This window comes from Kangiella sp. HZ709, assembly GCF_009674675.1.
Classification (GTDB): domain Bacteria; phylum Pseudomonadota; class Gammaproteobacteria; order Enterobacterales; family Kangiellaceae; genus Kangiella.
This window is the reverse complement of record NZ_WKJC01000001.1, coordinates 343886-359293: the sequence shown is the minus strand read 5'-3', so window position 1 is coordinate 359293 and position 15408 is coordinate 343886. Positions and strand designations below refer to the sequence as shown.

Genomic DNA, 15408 nt, shown 5'->3' with positions numbered 1-15408 from the left:
AGGAGAATAAAATGATAGATGCGCTATACATAGCTGAGTCAGGCTTAAATGCTCAAGAGACATTGATTAATGTGATCTCAAACAATATTGCTAACTCTAACACACTGGGTTTCAAAAAAAATCGCGTCGATTTTGTAGACCTTGTGTATAAGAACAACAATACAAATACAGTTTCAAATGATAACACTGGTAATTTAGTAGGAACTGGCACCAGCATTGGCTCTACAAATAAAGTATTTACTGTTGGTGAGATTAAAGCGACAAACAACCCTCTAGATGTCGCCATATTAGGACAAGGCTTCCTTGAAGTAGAATTACCCAGCGGACAAAATGCTTATACTCGAGCAGGCAGACTGATGATTAACAACGATGGATATCTTACTACCACTCATGGTTATAAGCTTAGCTCAAATATAGTGGTTTCACCAGATGTAACCAATGTGATTATTGGGCAAGATGGCCAAATAACTGGTTTTTCTAATAACGGTGATGAGGCGATCAATTTAGGGCAACTTGATATAGCTAAGTTTTCGTCCGCCGAGAGTTTAAAGGAGTTGGGTAACAACCTATATGGCTCTACGGATAAATCTGGTGAAGCGATTTTTGGCAAGCCTAGCGAAGATGGATTCGGTTCTCTATTACAAGGGCATACAGAAATATCCAATGTATCTATGGTAGAAGAAATGGTTAACCTCGTGCTAGCACAGCGCGGTTACCAGCTAAATGCGCGTGTACTGCAAATATCAGATCAAATGTTAGAAACCATTAATAATCTTAGAAGATAATGAAACTAAAACTATTTCTATTAATATCATTACTCTTTTGTATTGATAGTTTAAATGCTAAAGCTGTCATTACAGGTAGCTTCAAGGTACATCATTACCCTGCTGACTCTCAAGTTGAGTTGGTTGATTTGGTATACCTGAGAGGTGAAGAAGCAGTAATTAAAAAAATTAAAGAAATAGTAATTAGCACTTCAGATCATCCAAGTTTTATCGATGTTTCTACCATAAAATCTTATTTGTCTGGCTACGACATTACCTGGCGAGGAAAAGGAAAGATCTATCAAAGAGCCACCTCTCAATCTAAAGTTAAACTATTGGAAATTAGTGCGAAAGCAAAGCAATGTTTAACCGATAAGTTAAATGAATTAGGTTTTTTATCTAGCGTTAGTGGTAGAACTTCGTTTTCGGATGGTGTAGTCGTCATTAATTCAAAAACGTTTTCGCTTGCTTGCGAAATTCTAAATGCACCGACTAAAGAGCAAGTGGCAAAAGCTGTAGGTGTTAAAGTTAAACTTTTGAATGATACTAAAAGCTTGGTTAGTCGTACGTTTTGGTTTGACATTAAGCTTGAATTAACAGTTCTAAGGATTAATAAAAACCTTAAGAAAAATGAATCAATTTTAATTGAAGATCTAGAGGAAAGCATTCGAATTAGTAAAGGTCTTTCTCGCAAGTTAATTACCGCTGACGATATTATATCGGGAAAATATGTCGCTAAAAAAGAGATAGCAAAGGGCTCGCTATTATTTGCAGGAGATTTAGCTCCCACCCCTTTAGTTTTTGATAGTATGGCCAGCACATTAATTCATAACAAAAATGGCTTCGAAGTTAAACTTAAAGTTGTTGCTCATAAGAATGGATATTTAAATGATTTAGTCGAAGTGACAGTTCCATCGAGCAACGAAATGCTTTTAGCTAAAGTCACCGGAGATAGAGAGTTAACATTATATGAAAAATAAAGTATTAATACTCTTCTTGATCGTTTTTATGCCGATAAGTTTGGCAGAAAACTTATATCAAGAAGACAGGTTTAAGTCGCTCGTTGCTGATAGAAAAGCAACTCAAGTTGGTGATCTAATAACTTTAGTCGTTGTTGAAGCGTCAAAAGCTGAATCTCAAGCAGGCACTGGCCGCTCAAGAGATACCAGCATAGGCCTTGACGCTTTTGATACAACCCGCGAGCCATCGTTTGCGATCAACTTTGACCGTTCTTCAGATACTGATGCTAGAACTGTAAGGAAAGGTTTTTTGCAAGCGCAAATTTCTGTGACGATTATAGATAAGACTCCTGCAGGAAATTATATCGTTGAAGGAAAGCAAGTTCTAAATATAAATAATGAAGAGCAGATAATTGGAATTAAAGGAGTGCTTCGACCAGAAGACATTAATTCTAAGAATGTTGCTTTATCGAATAGATTAGCTGAAGCAGAAATTACTTTCACCGGAGAAGGCACGGTTGGTGATGACCAAGGCAAAGGGATAATACAAACAATTTTAGGTTGGTTAGGTATTTTATGAAAAACCTTTTAATATTTATCGCACTCATTTTATCTACTGACTCTGTTGTAGCTAGTAGTAAGAATGCCGGCATTAGACTTAAAGAGATATCTAGATTTGAAGGTGTCAGGAGCAATGCTCTGGTAGGTTATGGTATTGTTGTTGGTCTAGCTAACACAGGTGATTCGTCCCGAAATAGAGCAACCATACAATCTATTGCAAATACCTTGCAGGCATTTGATCTAAATATTCATAGCAATGACATTCGCAGTAGGAATGTTGCAGCAGTAATGATAACTTCCACTCTCCCACCCTTCTCTCAGCTAGGTGATAAACTTGATGTGAACGTTTCATCAATGGGCGATGCTAAAAGCCTAGTTGGCGGAACCTTATTAATGGTACCTTTGAAAGCACCCAATGGGAAAGTATATGCCTTGGCACAAGGGCCTATCAGTATTGGTGGGTATAAATATGATTTGAATGGAAATGTGGTTCAAAAAAATCATCCTACTGTAGGCCGAATTCCTTTGGGTGCAACTATTGAAAATACTACTAATGAAAAAATACTTAATAAAAATGGCAACATTGGTTTAATTCTAAATAAACCTGATATTACGACATCCCAAAGAGTATTGAAAACGTTAGCAATAGCATTGCCCAACAATAAAATCATTGCTAGTCAACCTGGGAAAATCGAGATAGAACCTACCAGCCAAGATTCAAAACAACTGTTTGATGTTCTGGCCAAGCTTGAATCAATCGTTGTAGAACCCGACTCTGAGTCTGTAATTGTTATTAATGAACGTACAGGAACAATAGTATCAGGAGGCAATATCAATATAGCGCCTACTGTTATTTCTCATGGGGATATAAAGGTAGCTATTAAAACTCGGTTTAATGTCTCTCAGCCAAGTTTCATAGGTAGAAATGAATCAGATGGCATTGTTACCGCTATCGTTTCAGAAACGGATATTTTAGTTGAGGAGGAAAACCCTCAATCCGTTTCATTATCAGAAGGTGCTACCGTCATAGAGTTAGTCGAGAGATTGCAAGAAGTTAAATTAAGCACTCGAGATATAATTGTGATACTGCAAAGCTTAAAACAGGCTGGTGCATTACACGCAAATTTAATCCTACAGTAAAGGCAACATTATGGAAATTTCTGACGTTACTACTAAGTTAGCAACATGGTCTTTAAGCCGTATCTTAGAACAGCAGTCATACATATCGCAAAATATTGCAAATGCTAATGTCAATGGCTACAAGGCCGTTAGAGCTGACTTTTCAGATGCATTAAATAAATTACAAAGCATACAGCAAAATCATAATTTATTAAGTCAACAGTTACAGTCTGGCGAACTCTCGCCTGCTATGACATATAGAGCTGAGGGTTTATTAAATGATGCTGTTCAATTAGATAAAGAAGTAGCTGAATTAGTTAAGAATTCAAAGCAATACAACGGCATCGTTGAATTACTTAATAGGAACTTTGGCTTAATGAAAATGGCAGTAAGTAATAGGAGATAAGAATGAGCTTTGGAGAAATCTACGCTATTAGCGAATACGGAATGAACTTAGAAAGAATGCGTCTAAAAGCTGCATCTTTAAATATTGCTAATGAAAACACTATATATAGTAATAACGCTTTAAAAAATAAATCAAATCTTGGTGCTGTTCAAGTTAACGCTTCGCCTAAGTTTATTGATTCACTCAATAACTCTGGAAGTGTCAGCTATTACTATGATGGTGATTTAAGAAGTGTCCATAAACCAAATCATTCCGAAGCTAATTCCGATGGGATGGTTTTTATGCCTGGTATAAGTTTAAGTGATCAAATGATAACGCTTACTTCTTCACAGCGCGGTTATGAAGCCAATGTTAAAGCATTAAACACAATCTATTCAATGGCTCAAAAAACAATGGAAATAGGTAAAAACCGATGAGTTCTATAGAGAGTATTCAGGCAATCACAGCAGCAAATATGACTGCTACAAATTTAGTAAGTAGCAGCACCAATGATGTTGGTTTGACAAGTTTTGCTGAACACCTAAATAAGATTAATGATCAATTAGTTCAAGCTGATATTAGCTTACAAGACGCGGCGCTGGGAAAACCAATAAAAACCCATGAAGTTCTAATTCAAATGGAACAAGCAAAAATGTCGTTCGAACTCATGATTGAAACTAGAAATAAAATGCTGGAAGCTTATCAGCAAGTAATGCGCATGCAAATATAGGTGAACTGATGTTTAACAATCTTAAAAAAGAGCACGTTATTATTGCTTTCAGCATCGCTTTTATTGCAATCGTTGGGTTTTATTTTTGGCAATCTACTAATTCTTGGGTAGCTTTAACCGATAACGCTGATGAAATTGAATCTGCAAAAATAATCAAATCGCTAGAAGAGTTAAAGGTGGAGCATAAAGTATCACCTGATGGCACTGTCATGGTAAAGGCTTCTGAAAAAGCAAATACACGATTAAAACTGACTTCTGAAAAAGTTCTAGTGAGTGAAGCTGTCGGTTTAGAAATTTTTGATAACCTTGATTATGGAATGACAGAGTTTTCGCAGAAAGTTCATTACCAGAGAGCTTTGCAAGGTGAGCTATCAAGAAGCATAAAAAATATAGATGGAATAAAGTATGCTCGAGTTCATTTATCAACACCAGAAAAGCGTTTATTTAAAAATGACCAGCGAAAAGCTACTGCAGCAGTAGCAATAGCTGGAACAGACATAAGCAACATCAAACTTAATTCGATTAAAGAACTTGTTGCTGCATCTATTGACAACTTAGAACCAGCAGACGTTATTATAACCGACACCAAAGGTACAGTTTTTAACTCTAAAGCAGACGTTGGCTCTAACGTTTCTGGAAAGCTAGAACAAAAACAAATGCATGAGAGTGCGATTGAAAATAAAATATCAACAATATTAAATCTTATAATAGAGCCTACTCAATATGAGTTATCGGTAAATGTTGAGTTGAATTTCAACAAAATCAAAGAAACAAACAACGACTTTATTTCGCCTAGCAAAGAAATAATACTTAAGAAGTCAACTTCCACAGGAAACAAGAAGACCAATAATCAAAATATTGAGTATGGGTATGGAACAAAAATAGAATCGATAGAGCATTCAACGGGCGAAATTAAAAGAATTAGTGCGGGCATTATTTTAACAAAATCAATGTCTGACGCTGCAATTCAAAAGCTGAATCAAGTTATTTTAGATGCCATTGGTATCAATAAGGAGCGAGGCGACAGTTTGACAGTGGTTGTTTTTGACAAGCTTGAGGATGGTCTAGCTATTGGGACAACTCAAAACACTGTTACTAAAGACAATGCTGACAAGGTCGTTACGTCGAGTGATCTTCAGGTTATAAAGCCTTCGTTACCCGTAAAAGTTCTAAAAGAAGATGTAAGTAAAGTGGCGATAAATGAACAGCCTAAAATAAATAGTCTTTTAGAGCATCCCTATTTAAAGAAAGAGTATCTGGTTATTGCTCTTGGCTTGTCTCTATTTTTGCTGCTGATCAGCCTTCTATTTCGAAGAAACCAAAAGCTGAACAATTATCAACGTGAAAAGCTTTTAACAGATGTCCAAAACTGGTTAAAAGAGTAATGAGTAAGTTTAAGAAGATAGCTGTAAAGTTATGGTCTATTTCTGAAGAAGATAGATCTTGGCTTTTACACCAATTAAATGAAAATGAAGTCTCTGAAATCCGCAGCCATCTCTCTGCTTTGTCTGCTATATCAGATAAAGCAGATACAAAGTTAACTGATCTTGTTATTGACAGGTATTTGTCTTATAGCAAACAAGAGCTGGATTTACTAACTAAAATCAGTTCACCTAGCTTTCAGCCTGAATTTAAAGAGCTTATTGAGTATTGCCTAGATGGAAAAGCAGACTATGTTCCCTCGTTTAAAGTCAAGCAGCAACTTTTCCAGATGGAGCAACACGATTATGGACAAGATAATGACCGTTAAAAAAATATCTGAAGTCCATTATAAAGAATCGAGAGTGAAAATTGGCACTAGAACAATTGAAGCTATAAATGAAACTATTGAAACTGATAGATCAGACTTAGACAAAAATGAGACTGACAAAAAACCTGAAGTAGATATCGAGCAACTCAAATTTTTGTATCAAAATGAGATCGAAAAAATTGAATCCGATGTTAGAGCAGCGGCTAAAAAACAAGGTTACGAAGAAGGGTTAGTTAAAGCTCAAAAAGAAACTGATGCTTCGAATGCCGAAAAAATTAGTGAGCTAGATAAAAAGCTAGAGCTTATAGAAAGCCTAGACAAGGCTCTCGTTGAGAAGTCTGAAGCTATAGTCAGCAACCAAAAGGAGCAATTACTAGAAGTCATTTTTTCAATAATTGGAAATTTGATTGAGGAACCTAGCTTCTATAAAGACCTTGTTAGCAAAACCATTGAGGCAGCAGCTACGACGAATAAAGAACAGGTTTACACTATATTTGTTCATCCGAATGATAAACACTTTATAGAATCTGAAGTTCTTACAGATAAATCTGACAAATATAAAGTTGTTGAAGATAAATCTTTAAATAATGGCGGAATATACATAGAAACAGATAACTGTACTTTGGATGCCCGACTAGAAATTATCTTATCCAATGTGAAAAAGCTACTAAGAGCGAAATATGATGGCTGAAATTAGCGCACTTCTAAACGATTTAAAAATTGAAGCAACGAATCATTCCTTTTATGATTCTTTTGGTTCAGTATATCAATATTATGGTGGCATCATTGAGGCTACGAATATTGATGTTCGTTTAGGTGAGCTCTGTTATATAGTTTCTAGCCAAGGAGAGCGAATTAAGGCTGAGGTCGTAGGTTTTAAGAGCAACCGTTCATTATTAATGCCCTACTCTAAATTGAGAGGCATATCCATCAACTCTAAAGTATTTGCAACAGGTCAACTTTCTAGTGTCAAAGTTTCTAATAGCCTACTTGGAAGAATAGTCGATGCTTTTGGTAAACCAATTGATCATAAAGGCAAATTAGAAAGCGCTACAGAATATCCTCTCTATACAAAACCAACGAATCCTTTGGAGCGTTCCCCTATTAATAAACTACTCGAAACAGGTGTAAAAGCGATTGATATGTTCACACCAATTGGGTTAGGACAAAGAATTGGTATCTTCGCTGGCAGCGGCGTTGGCAAGAGTACTCTCTTAGGTAAACTGGCGAAAAACTTAACGGCTGATGTTAACGTTATTTGCTTAGTTGGTGAGCGAGGAAGAGAAGTTAATGAATTTCTAACTGACCACTTAGGTGAGGATGGTTTAGCTAGATCTGTGATAATCACTTCTACATCAGATCAATCTGCTTTAGAAAGGACCCATGCAGCATTTACTGCGTTATCCATATCCGAGTTTTTTAAAGACCAAGGAAAAGATGTACTGCTTGTTATGGACTCAGTAACGCGATTTGCCATGGCGCAAAGAGAGATTGGTTTAGCAGTCGGCGAACCCCCTACTACAAAAGGGTACCCGCCCTCTGTGTTCTCGAACCTGCCTCCGCTATTGGAAAGAGCTGGCAACTTCAAAGATAAGGGCTCTATTACTGCAATCTATACAGTCTTAGTAGAAGGCGATGATTTTAACGAGCCGATTTCGGATAGCATGCGTTCGTTAATTGACGGACATATCATGTTGGATAGGAAACTATCCAATAAAGGTCATTACCCTCCTATATCTGTTGAGCAAAGTAGTAGCCGTTTAGCCAGTAAGGTGGTAGATGCAGAGCATATTAAGCTTATAAATAATGGCTTGAAAGTGATTTCTGAATTCTTACAGATTAAGGATATGGTTGATATTGGCGCGTATGAAGAAGGTAAAAACGTATATTTAGATAATGTTATAAAAGCTTATCCGGAAATTGAATCCTTTTTAAAACAGGATTCTGATGAAGTTACTCAATATGCTGACTTAATCGTGTTATTAAAAAATATATTGAGAAAGTATAATTTACTCGAAGGTAATCTATGAATAGCTATATAAAAAGCCTGGATACGTTATCTGAGATTAAAAACAATAAAAAACTTTTGGTTGCTCAAAAATTAGATGCTATCAATCATGAAATTAAGAATATTAAGCAATCAATCGCAGATGAAGAAGTCTCACTTAAAAGCATGTATCAAAAAATTAGAGAAACAAGAGTCTCTTCAGCTGTAATTGATAGCACCAAGTATTTAGCAGAATCAGAGACTATTACTATAGTGCAAAAAAATATAGCTAATTTACAACAGAAATTGATTGCTGTAGAAAAAGAAAAATCAAGCCTCAAAATTGAAGTGGCAAGTGAATATAAAAAAGAAAAGCTATATTCAAATTTAGCGAACAACGAAAGAAAAAAACAGATTGAGATGCTCAATAAAAACGAAGATTCTAAGTTGCAAGAGCAATGGCAATCTAATAGGTACTTAAATGATTAACTTAACAGACTTAATAAACTCATTGTCTCTGCAAACTCAAAATAAGACTCAAGGTGTAAAAGAGCAACTTGATAGGACATTTGATGAGCTGCTGAATGAAAAAAATATGGGTGATAAAACTGACAACTTGATGATGCCTGATACGTTTAAAGAAAATACAGATTTAAATATGCTTGCCGATGAACAGCAAGATATCGAAGATCTTCAGCAAGAGGAAGAGCTTCAGTACATTCTGTCACAAGATGAGGTCCATGCAATAAGTGAAGAAAAGTATGCGCAGTCCGATTCTAATCTAAATCAATTAGAGAGCACCGAGCAATACCTAAATCAGAAAACAGCAAATGAAAAAGTCTTGCCGCTAACAGCTTTCGCTTTAGGCTCATTATCGTTTAAAAATGAATTTAATACATCTTTAGTGGGTAATATAGCTTCAAATACGACTTCTGAATCTAATCAGAAAGTAACTCACTCTTACTCTGCTACCTATCCGGCGCCAGGGAAATCACTGCCTAACGAAAGCAAAGTGACTCAGCCTACAAACCAGCAATTCGCCAGTGGTAACGTTAAAACTAATAGCAAAGTTAATTTTGAATTGAATGAATCTCAAGAAGCCTTGCTTTATAAGTCTTCTCTGAGCAATCAAAAAATCATGGCAAAAAACTTTAATTTTATTGAAGCAAAAGATCACAATATTTTGTTGTTAAGAGATTATCGATTAAGTCAGCAACAAGAAGAACAATTAGCAAAAACTGCCCAAGAATTTTTAAATACACAAGAATCTATTAATAAACAAACGAAAGTGATTATTAATGGAACAACATATAGGAAGGTCAAATGAACATAGAATCAATTGGTACCGTCTTTCAGACTCAACAGAACGAAAATAACAATATTGATCAACAAGAATTTATTGAGCTATTTCTCGCGCAGCTGACCTATCAGGATCCGTTAGAGCCGGTGGATAACAGCGAGTTTTTGGCACAAATGGCACAGTTCTCTGCTTTAGAACAAGCAAGACAAACCAGTCAAAATATTGAAAACCTACTATTTACCACTGCTTCTAGCCAAGCATCAAGTTTATTAGGCCAGAGAGTTGATTTAGGGAATATCGATGGTGTAATTAAAGCCGTTACCTTCTCTGAACAAGGTCCCAGATTTCGTCTAGAAACCTCTGCAGGAGAGTTTGTTAACGACATTCCTCTTAGCCAAATTAGACAAATAATTTCACAGGAGTAAACCGATGTCTCAAGCTTTCTTTACAGCACTATCCGGAATGCTAACCTTTTCTGGAAACTTAGATACTATCAGTAATAATATCTCGAATATGAACACCCCTGGTTTTAGAGGTAGTGATGTTTTTTATCGCAACCTTATTAACTCAAGAGGCGTAGGCATTGGCCCGCAAATTTTAGATCAAAATTTACGTTTTGAATCTGGTGACATCCGTCAAACGGGTAATGGTACTAACTTAGCTATTTCAGGCCAAGGTTACTTTATTCTAGAGAAGGATGGAGAGTACTTCTATACTCGTGCCGGTCAGTTTACATTCGATAATGATGGCGTTCTTGTTGACCAAAATTCTGATTCTAGAGTTATGGGCTTTGATGAGAATGGCGTTTTGACTGAAATTAATGTTCAAGATCTATTAACTTTGCCACCAGAGGTAACCTCTCAAATTAATTTTGAAGGTAACTTATCAACTGGTGACGACGCACATCAAATTAATGATATTCGAGTTTTTAATGAAATTGGCGAAGAAATCTTAGTTAACTTTAATTTCACTAACGATACAGCTAATACCGCAGGCAACTGGTTAGTAGAAGTTACAGACGAAAATGGCCGCGTGATTGGGAATGGAGAAGTTAGGTTCGGTCCTGATGGAACTTTATTAGATGGTTTTAATTCTGTTGACTTAACTATACCAGCCGATATAAATGGAACATTAGGTACCGCTATGGACGTCTCGCTGTCCTTTGGTGAGCCAGGCTCTTTTTCCTCTACTACTTCTTTCTCAGGCGGAACTGTTTCAACTGCATCTGCAACAATTGAAGACGGTAATGCGGCCCAGCCATTTGTTAGCATTAATTTCAATGAACAAGGCGAAGTTATTATTCGCTACGCAAATGACGAAGAAGAAACCGGTGCTCAACTGGCATTGGCTTTTTTCCAAAATGAAAATGCATTAAATCAAGTTGATGGTTATCGCTTTTCTGCAAATTCAGCCATAGATGTTCAAATGGGCGAACCCGGAGAAGATGTCTTTGGTAGCATCGCTCCTGGCAGTATTGAGTTATCAAACGTTGAGTTAGCAAGAGAGTTTGCGGATATGATTATTGTTCAGCGCGGTTATCAAGCTAGTTCAAGAGTTATGAATGTGGCCAATCAAATGATTGAGCAGCTATACAGTAATACGGGTGGCTAATGTTATGAGCTCCCCTATTATCTTTCTTAGTGATAATCACAAAGAAATTTTGCTCAAGGAAGTTTCAGAACCAGTCAAGAACTTGTTTAAAGATTGGTTATTGCGTGACTCGGCAGGCAACGTTATAACGCTGGATTATGAGCTGGCAATAGTAAACAAAGCAACTATTAGTAATAGCAGTAGCATATGGCATTATAAAACTAATGCTTCTGCTAATAGCATTGTATTTTCTGCTGACTGCAAAAGCTTGTTATTAAGTAAATTGGTTCCTTCTGATTCAGAACAAATCAAAGAGTCCAAATACACCGATGAAATTGTTAGCAGCATGCTACAAGATCTAATGGCCACGATAACCAGTTTGGACATTACAACTTGCACCATAGAAAGCAAATCAGATTCTCATGACTTCATCAGCTGGTATTTTGAACTTAAAATAGATAATGAATCTTTATTTATCCAACTACCAAACCATTGGCTGGCCGCTAAATTTTCAAAGCAAACTAACAACAAGCCTTTGGTTAAAGCGATAAGTGCTTTGGGCAAACAAGACATTAATATTAATATCAGTTTGAACAATACCACTATCAAGGTCAATGACACTCTTAGTCTTAGTGTGGGCGATGTTTTAAAGCTAGAGCATAAAATATTTGAGCCGTTAAATTTAAGGCTTGAGAATTCCGTTGAAATTGCTAAGTGTAATCTTGGCAAAGATCAGCATCATAAATCAATTTTAGTTTCTTAGAGGATCTTATGAGCGAAGAAACCCTACAACAGATAGAACTTGAATCTCAAGAAGAAAGCAAACAAGGTGGAAATATAGTCTCCATGGATATTAACTTAATTAAAGACGTCGACGTCGAGCTAACCGCTCAAGTAGGCACCAGCACATTATCTGTAGATGAGCTTTTTAATTTAAAGCAAGGCAGCAAAATAAAGCTAAACGAAGAAATCAATACTCCTATTAGCTTATTTATTGATGGCAAACTTATCGCTAAAGGCAATTTAATCGCTGTTGATGAAAACTTTGGTGTTGAAGTGACGGAGATTGCAAACTAAATGTTTTTTTCGTTACTGACTGCTGTACCAAAAGAGCCTTTGTTTCGCTCTGCAGAGACACTTCCGACTAGTTATATTGGTTATATATTTCTAGTGCTGATGGGGCTGATCATTGCCTATGTAGCAATTTTGCTTTTGCTAAAGAAATTTGGCCTTATCAAGCCCTATGGCATACAAGGCAAGGATAAATCTCTTAAGGTTCTGCATCGAAGTAAGTTAAGTCAAAATACATCTTTGATTCACTATCAATATATGAATAAAGAATATTTGATTATGGACAATGGCAATCACCTCTTGGATTTGAGTAATACTCTCGATAATAAAAAGACTGACTAAAATGAAAAGTAAATCTTTGCTAACAATACTCGCATTGTTAGGACTATTTTTTTCACCTGAAAGTATGGCAACTAGCTTGCCGACTACCAGTGATTTGGATTCATTGCTGAATTCCAGCTTTGATAGCATAAGTACACCTTTAAAGCTGGTTATCTTTTTAACTGCTTTATCTTTTATTCCATTTCTACTTATTGCGGTTACATCCTTCACTCGGATCATTATTATATTATCGATGTTGCGATTCGCATTAGGTATGCAACAAACACCGCCCAATAACGTACTAATAGCGTTATCCATGTTTCTGACCTTTTTCATTATGGCGGAGCCCATTCAGAAGATAAAAGAAGAAGCCTACGATCCCTATTCGCAAAATCAAATCACCACACAAGAAGCTCTTGATCGCGGCGTAGCCCCTTTAAAACGCTTTATGGCGAGCCAAACGGATGAATCCTCTATAGCACTATTTATTGATATCTCCGGTGAAGAAGCGCCGAACTCGATTGATGAGGTTAGCTTAAAGCAATTAATACCGGCATTTATGATTAGCGAGCTTAAAACCGCATTTAAAATAGCTTTTGTCCTATTCCTGCCGTTTTTATTAATAGATTTAGTGGTGGCAAGCTCATTGATGTCACTCGGTATGATCATGGTTCCGCCAATGACCATATCGTTACCGATGAAAGTATTAATGTTTGTATTAATTGATGGCTGGACACTCATCGCAGGATCTTTAATTACAAGTTTTCAATGACGATGCCAAAGGATGAGAGCTGTCCAAAGCTGTTGCTTTGGACTAAATGGAAAGAGAACCCTACCGTAGAGATTAAGCATAAACTTTTCGATGTTTATGCTGAATGGTCTGTGTCTGAAGCTAAATTTTTATATAACAAGTATCGGGTTAATGGTTCGGATCTAAAAGACTATATCCACTATGCCACCATTGCTTTATTAGAATCTATCGAACGCTATAATAGCGATCTAAAAATTCCGTTCGAAGCATTTGCCATAAAGCGGTTAAAAGGTGAAATATTAGATAATGTAGCTACTTTTACTGAAAAGACACATCACTTAAATCAGATCAGAAAAGCAGAAACCAGTAAGTTTATTTCTTTTATAAATCGCCATAAAAAGAATCCAACCGAAGCAATCGTAGAATTAACGGTAGATTTATATCTATTAGAGCTATTAGAAGATCAGAATTTCTATCTAATCAATCAAGTCACCCATTCTCCCTATAATAGCATGGAGTTTGAGCAGCTTAAAAAGCAACTGTTGGGTATTATTGATAGTTTAGAGGGGCCACTGAAAATCTTGATCCAATACCATTATTATTATCAGTGGAGCTTTGTTGAAATTGCAGAACACCTTGGATTAACCAGAGGTAGAGTTTCGCAAATGCACAAACTGGCCATTCAGAAACTCAAAGAGGCTTACCTAGAACCATAAAACTTAGGTTTTAAGTTTTAACAAATAGTTATCATATTCATTTTTAAGCTCTGGAATAGATTCAATCCGTTGATTCAACTTTTCTAAAGAATGCTCAAACTCAGCGCTACTCGTTAACTCAGAACCAAATTTTTCCAATAGGATCTCACGAATTAATTGTCTTCGAGCGACATCAACGCCCTGCTCTTCAACTAATAGTTGTAATTTCTTTGATGGATTAACTCCACCTTCTAGTAAAGGAGAGTCCAGCAGTTCTTCGTCTGAAGAACCATTTTGTTTTTGAGTTTGATTCGATTCTTTTGAGCGTTTTACCGATCGCGACTTCGGTATAGAAGTCGCTTGATTAATTTTATCAACCATAATTGTTTTCCATAACAAACATGTAAATTAATTAATCGTCATCGTTATTTTGATAGGCCGACAAAAAGACCGAAGACTGCCCTTTCGAAGCATCAGCAGCTTTCCCAGACTCTGCATCGCCACCTTTAAGGTGAATATTGATTTGAGTTAAAATTTTATCGATATCATTGTTCAACGCCGGGTTTAAAGTATTAATCGACTTACCTTCATTTAATAAAATCTTAGAGTTTTCAAAGTCATCTTCAATAAGCTTTATCAACCCACGGCCAAACAGTGCAAGCTCAGGGTTATCTTCTTGCTGAGTTAAATACTCAAAATTCTCACGAGACGGCTCGATAATATTTTGCGTTAACTGCAATAAGCCACACTGGAAACGTGCGTAATGCATATTTGGCTCTTTCGATAAAGTAGTTTCAAATGAGGCTAGAGCCTTCTCATACAAGCCCATCTCCGCAAACTGTGCAGCCAATAAATAATTAACAGATGCATTATCCGAATCTTGTTCATGCGCCTGATTAAGATAATTCAACGCATGATCATCTTGTGACTGATTCATAGCACGGATAGCTAACTGGAGTAATTCTTCAACGGTGTATTTCATAATAATTTTTAGAGAAAAATAAAGTTTATCTAGCTGAATTATACGGTTATAAATTAAGTTAGACAAATATCATTAATCTAATTTTTCTAGTCAAGTTGCTTTTGTCATTTATATACTATAAACAAGAATAGGAGTTGCTTTTGTCAGTATTTTTTAAAGTTTCGATAGCCTTATCTAAAATATAATGTTGCTCCCACTCTGTATTACCCAGACTAAAGACGCTAGCCTCTTCGGGAGACTCCATATGTATTAAGTCGATAATACAGCTATCTTTACCTGTTAATTCGAAAATATCGTTTAAATGATTAAAAAAATCAAACTCATCATTTTTTACCATTATATTCGGTACATAATCTAGCAATATTTTTTTGTTCTCTACATTTAAAGAATCTAAAAAGATCTGAATTACGTCTTCTATACTATTATACATTTTATTGCTCATT

General features: G+C 36.1%; 23 protein-coding genes. 20 read left to right on the top strand and 3 right to left on the bottom strand.

Annotation, left to right across the window (positions count from 1 at the left end):
* Nucleotides 1-11 precede the first annotated feature (11 nt).
* The 20 genes from flgG to GJS41_RS01615 are packed head-to-tail and all read left to right on the top strand — an operon-like array spanning nucleotide 12 to nucleotide 14004.
* Nucleotides 12-785: a flagellar basal-body rod protein FlgG gene (gene flgG / locus GJS41_RS01705; RefSeq protein WP_154245612.1), complete on the top strand. Its 774-nt coding sequence runs from the start codon at nucleotides 12-14 to the stop codon at nucleotides 783-785.
* A complete protein-coding gene (locus tag GJS41_RS01700; RefSeq protein ID WP_154245611.1) occupies nucleotides 785-1744 on the top strand; it encodes a flagella basal body P-ring formation protein FlgA in 960 nt (319 codons plus the stop codon). Before flgG ends, GJS41_RS01700 begins: the two co-directional genes overlap by 1 nt.
* Nucleotides 1734-2303, top strand: coding sequence for a flagellar basal body L-ring protein FlgH (locus tag GJS41_RS01695; protein WP_154245610.1), 570 nt, complete (start codon nucleotides 1734-1736; stop codon nucleotides 2301-2303). Before GJS41_RS01700 ends, GJS41_RS01695 begins: the two co-directional genes overlap by 11 nt.
* On the top strand, nucleotides 2300-3424 hold the full coding sequence (locus tag GJS41_RS01690; RefSeq protein WP_154245609.1) for a flagellar basal body P-ring protein FlgI: 1125 nt from the start codon (nucleotides 2300-2302) through the stop codon (nucleotides 3422-3424). Before GJS41_RS01695 ends, GJS41_RS01690 begins: the two co-directional genes overlap by 4 nt.
* Nucleotides 3425-3434: 10 nt before the next feature.
* On the top strand, nucleotides 3435-3809 hold the full coding sequence (locus GJS41_RS01685; protein WP_154245608.1) for a hypothetical protein: 375 nt from the start codon (nucleotides 3435-3437) through the stop codon (nucleotides 3807-3809).
* A gap of 2 nt (nucleotides 3810-3811) precedes the next feature.
* Nucleotides 3812-4225: a flagellar basal body rod protein FlgC gene (locus GJS41_RS01680; RefSeq protein WP_154245607.1), complete on the top strand. Its 414-nt coding sequence runs from the start codon at nucleotides 3812-3814 to the stop codon at nucleotides 4223-4225.
* Entirely contained in the window at nucleotides 4222-4518 is a 297-nt protein-coding gene (gene fliE / locus GJS41_RS01675) for a flagellar hook-basal body complex protein FliE (protein WP_154245606.1), read from the top strand. Before GJS41_RS01680 ends, fliE begins: the two co-directional genes overlap by 4 nt.
* Before the next feature lie 8 nt (nucleotides 4519-4526).
* Nucleotides 4527-5903, top strand: a complete 1377-nt coding sequence (fliF, locus tag GJS41_RS01670; protein WP_154245605.1) for a flagellar basal-body MS-ring/collar protein FliF — start codon at nucleotides 4527-4529, stop codon at nucleotides 5901-5903.
* Nucleotides 5903-6268, top strand: coding sequence for a hypothetical protein (locus GJS41_RS11385; RefSeq protein ID WP_195758311.1), 366 nt, complete (start codon nucleotides 5903-5905; stop codon nucleotides 6266-6268). The genes fliF and GJS41_RS11385 overlap by 1 nt, the downstream gene beginning before the upstream one ends.
* Entirely contained in the window at nucleotides 6258-6959 is a 702-nt protein-coding gene (locus GJS41_RS01665; protein WP_195758310.1) for a FliH/SctL family protein, read from the top strand. Before GJS41_RS11385 ends, GJS41_RS01665 begins: the two co-directional genes overlap by 11 nt.
* Complete coding sequence (locus tag GJS41_RS01660) at nucleotides 6949-8298, top strand: FliI/YscN family ATPase (protein ID WP_227551222.1); 1350 nt, start codon at nucleotides 6949-6951, stop codon at nucleotides 8296-8298. The genes GJS41_RS01665 and GJS41_RS01660 overlap by 11 nt, the downstream gene beginning before the upstream one ends.
* Nucleotides 8295-8744 carry a hypothetical protein gene (locus tag GJS41_RS01655; protein WP_154245603.1) on the top strand — a complete coding sequence of 150 codons (450 nt, stop codon included), beginning with the start codon at nucleotides 8295-8297 and terminating at the stop codon, nucleotides 8742-8744. Before GJS41_RS01660 ends, GJS41_RS01655 begins: the two co-directional genes overlap by 4 nt.
* Nucleotides 8737-9582, top strand: coding sequence for a hypothetical protein (locus tag GJS41_RS01650; protein WP_154245602.1), 846 nt, complete (start codon nucleotides 8737-8739; stop codon nucleotides 9580-9582). The genes GJS41_RS01655 and GJS41_RS01650 overlap by 8 nt, the downstream gene beginning before the upstream one ends.
* The gene (locus tag GJS41_RS01645; RefSeq protein ID WP_154245601.1) at nucleotides 9579-9980 is read left to right on the top strand and encodes a flagellar hook assembly protein FlgD; all 402 of its coding nucleotides are present in this window, start codon (nucleotides 9579-9581) and stop codon (nucleotides 9978-9980) included. Before GJS41_RS01650 ends, GJS41_RS01645 begins: the two co-directional genes overlap by 4 nt.
* A 4-nt stretch (nucleotides 9981-9984) precedes the next feature.
* Nucleotides 9985-11166 (top strand): flagellar basal-body rod protein FlgF, encoded by a 1182-nt coding sequence (gene flgF / locus GJS41_RS01640; RefSeq protein ID WP_154245600.1) that lies wholly within the window; start codon nucleotides 9985-9987, stop codon nucleotides 11164-11166.
* Between the two features lie 4 nt (nucleotides 11167-11170).
* Entirely contained in the window at nucleotides 11171-11908 is a 738-nt protein-coding gene (locus GJS41_RS01635; RefSeq protein WP_154245599.1) for a FliM/FliN family flagellar motor C-terminal domain-containing protein, read from the top strand.
* An 8-nt stretch (nucleotides 11909-11916) separates the two neighbouring features.
* Nucleotides 11917-12222, top strand: a complete 306-nt coding sequence (locus tag GJS41_RS01630; protein WP_154245598.1) for a FliM/FliN family flagellar motor switch protein — start codon at nucleotides 11917-11919, stop codon at nucleotides 12220-12222.
* Nucleotides 12223-12558: a hypothetical protein gene (locus GJS41_RS01625; RefSeq protein WP_154245597.1), complete on the top strand. Its 336-nt coding sequence runs from the start codon at nucleotides 12223-12225 to the stop codon at nucleotides 12556-12558.
* Between the two features lies 1 nt (nucleotide 12559).
* A complete protein-coding gene (fliP, locus tag GJS41_RS01620; RefSeq protein ID WP_154245596.1) occupies nucleotides 12560-13309 on the top strand; it encodes a flagellar type III secretion system pore protein FliP in 750 nt (249 codons plus the stop codon).
* Nucleotides 13306-14004, top strand: a complete 699-nt coding sequence (locus tag GJS41_RS01615; RefSeq protein ID WP_154245595.1) for a sigma-70 family RNA polymerase sigma factor — start codon at nucleotides 13306-13308, stop codon at nucleotides 14002-14004. Before fliP ends, GJS41_RS01615 begins: the two co-directional genes overlap by 4 nt.
* 3 nt (nucleotides 14005-14007) lie before the next feature.
* Here the strand turns inward: GJS41_RS01615 and GJS41_RS01610 are convergent, their stop codons facing one another.
* The 3 genes from GJS41_RS01610 to GJS41_RS01600 form a co-directional block, all read right to left on the bottom strand.
* Nucleotides 14008-14364, bottom strand: a complete 357-nt coding sequence (locus GJS41_RS01610) for a hypothetical protein (protein WP_154245594.1) — start codon at nucleotides 14362-14364, stop codon at nucleotides 14008-14010.
* 31 nt (nucleotides 14365-14395) lie between these two features.
* Nucleotides 14396-14965 (bottom strand): hypothetical protein, encoded by a 570-nt coding sequence (locus GJS41_RS01605; protein WP_154245593.1) that lies wholly within the window; start codon nucleotides 14963-14965, stop codon nucleotides 14396-14398.
* A gap of 115 nt (nucleotides 14966-15080) precedes the next feature.
* Nucleotides 15081-15407: a hypothetical protein gene (locus GJS41_RS01600; protein WP_154245592.1), complete on the bottom strand. Its 327-nt coding sequence runs from the start codon at nucleotides 15405-15407 to the stop codon at nucleotides 15081-15083.
* Nucleotide 15408 lies beyond the last annotated feature (1 nt).

Bases quoted from the DNA above. Each gene is read 5' to 3' on its own strand.
- GJS41_RS11385 (WP_195758311.1), top strand. From the start codon at position 5,903: ATGAGTAAGTTTAAGAAGATAGCTGTAAAGTTATGGTCTATTTCTGAA.
- fliF (WP_154245605.1), top strand. From the start codon at position 4,527: ATGTTTAACAATCTTAAAAAAGAGCACGTTATTATTGCTTTCAGCATC.
- GJS41_RS01685 (WP_154245608.1), top strand. From the start codon at position 3,435: ATGGAAATTTCTGACGTTACTACTAAGTTAGCAACATGGTCTTTAAGC.
- GJS41_RS01630 (WP_154245598.1), top strand. From the start codon at position 11,917: ATGAGCGAAGAAACCCTACAACAGATAGAACTTGAATCTCAAGAAGAA.
- fliP (WP_154245596.1), top strand. From the start codon at position 12,560: ATGAAAAGTAAATCTTTGCTAACAATACTCGCATTGTTAGGACTATTT.
- GJS41_RS01645 (WP_154245601.1), top strand. From the start codon at position 9,579: ATGAACATAGAATCAATTGGTACCGTCTTTCAGACTCAACAGAACGAA.
- GJS41_RS01665 (WP_195758310.1), top strand. From the start codon at position 6,258: ATGACCGTTAAAAAAATATCTGAAGTCCATTATAAAGAATCGAGAGTG.
- GJS41_RS01660 (WP_227551222.1), top strand. From the start codon at position 6,949: ATGATGGCTGAAATTAGCGCACTTCTAAACGATTTAAAAATTGAAGCA.
- GJS41_RS01680 (WP_154245607.1), top strand. From the start codon at position 3,812: ATGAGCTTTGGAGAAATCTACGCTATTAGCGAATACGGAATGAACTTA.
- GJS41_RS01610 (WP_154245594.1), bottom strand. From the start codon at position 14,364: ATGGTTGATAAAATTAATCAAGCGACTTCTATACCGAAGTCGCGATCG.
- GJS41_RS01655 (WP_154245603.1), top strand. From the start codon at position 8,295: ATGAATAGCTATATAAAAAGCCTGGATACGTTATCTGAGATTAAAAAC.
- flgF (WP_154245600.1), top strand. From the start codon at position 9,985: ATGTCTCAAGCTTTCTTTACAGCACTATCCGGAATGCTAACCTTTTCT.
- GJS41_RS01605 (WP_154245593.1), bottom strand. From the start codon at position 14,965: ATGAAATACACCGTTGAAGAATTACTCCAGTTAGCTATCCGTGCTATG.
- GJS41_RS01625 (WP_154245597.1), top strand. From the start codon at position 12,223: ATGTTTTTTTCGTTACTGACTGCTGTACCAAAAGAGCCTTTGTTTCGC.
- GJS41_RS01615 (WP_154245595.1), top strand. From the start codon at position 13,306: ATGACGATGCCAAAGGATGAGAGCTGTCCAAAGCTGTTGCTTTGGACT.
- GJS41_RS01650 (WP_154245602.1), top strand. From the start codon at position 8,737: ATGATTAACTTAACAGACTTAATAAACTCATTGTCTCTGCAAACTCAA.
- GJS41_RS01695 (WP_154245610.1), top strand. From the start codon at position 1,734: ATGAAAAATAAAGTATTAATACTCTTCTTGATCGTTTTTATGCCGATA.
- GJS41_RS01635 (WP_154245599.1), top strand. From the start codon at position 11,171: ATGAGCTCCCCTATTATCTTTCTTAGTGATAATCACAAAGAAATTTTG.
- GJS41_RS01690 (WP_154245609.1), top strand. From the start codon at position 2,300: ATGAAAAACCTTTTAATATTTATCGCACTCATTTTATCTACTGACTCT.
- GJS41_RS01600 (WP_154245592.1), bottom strand. From the start codon at position 15,407: ATGAGCAATAAAATGTATAATAGTATAGAAGACGTAATTCAGATCTTT.
- fliE (WP_154245606.1), top strand. From the start codon at position 4,222: ATGAGTTCTATAGAGAGTATTCAGGCAATCACAGCAGCAAATATGACT.
- GJS41_RS01700 (WP_154245611.1), top strand. From the start codon at position 785: ATGAAACTAAAACTATTTCTATTAATATCATTACTCTTTTGTATTGAT.
- flgG (WP_154245612.1), top strand. From the start codon at position 12: ATGATAGATGCGCTATACATAGCTGAGTCAGGCTTAAATGCTCAAGAG.